The sequence below is a fragment of the Pseudomonas sp. FG47 genome (assembly GCF_057809115.1).
Genome location: NZ_JBMDJI010000088.1, coordinates 1 through 683 on the forward strand (window position 1 = coordinate 1; position 683 = coordinate 683).

Consider the following 683-nt stretch of genomic DNA (forward strand, 5'->3'; position numbering starts at 1 on the left):
GGTGTGAGCCTGCCGACCGGACTGGCGGTGATCAAACGCCTCGCTTCAGTGCTTGAAGAGCACGACCTGCCTGTACGTCTCGTTGCACTGCTGCAGCGCCTGCATGAGCATTTCGTCTACCTGAGCGAGCAGATCAAGGTGTTGGACGAAGAGCTGGCGAGCCAGCTGGCTGACGATGATCTGGGTAGCCGTTTGCTGACTATCCCGTGTGTCGGGCCGATCACCGCCAGCCTGCTGGCTGTGGAAATGGGGGACGCGCAGCAATACGGCAGTAGCCGGGACTTTGCTGCCTCTGTAGGTCTGGTGCCCCGCCAGTACAGCACTGGTGGTAGGCCAGCTTTGCTGGGGATCAGCAAGCGCGGCGACAAGAACCTTCGACGCTTGTTGGTGCAGTGCGCACGGGTTTACCTGATGCGTTTGAAGTACCAGAAAGGCCCATTGGCCGATTGGGTGTGTTCACTGCTCGCGCGACGTCACTCCAATGTGGTGGCCTGCGCGTTGGCCAACAAACTGGCACGCATTGCGTGGGCCATTACCACTCGGCATACGCAATACAAAACGGAGCCAGACGCTATGAACGCCTGACCCCGTAGTGCTGCACCGTGTTTCACCATCAGGTTTTGCGATAGCTGAACAACAGATGAAATAAACGGCCGATCGGCCTGGCGATGATCCTGAACGAC

Annotated in this window: 1 protein-coding gene; it reads left to right on the forward strand. The window is 58.7% G+C overall.

The window, feature by feature from the left end; translation table 11 throughout:
- Positions 1 to 585: IS110 family RNA-guided transposase (locus ACODS5_RS24670; RefSeq protein ID WP_489109885.1), on the forward strand; the 585-nt coding region annotated here is incomplete at its 5' end.
- Positions 586 to 683 lie beyond the last annotated feature (98 nt).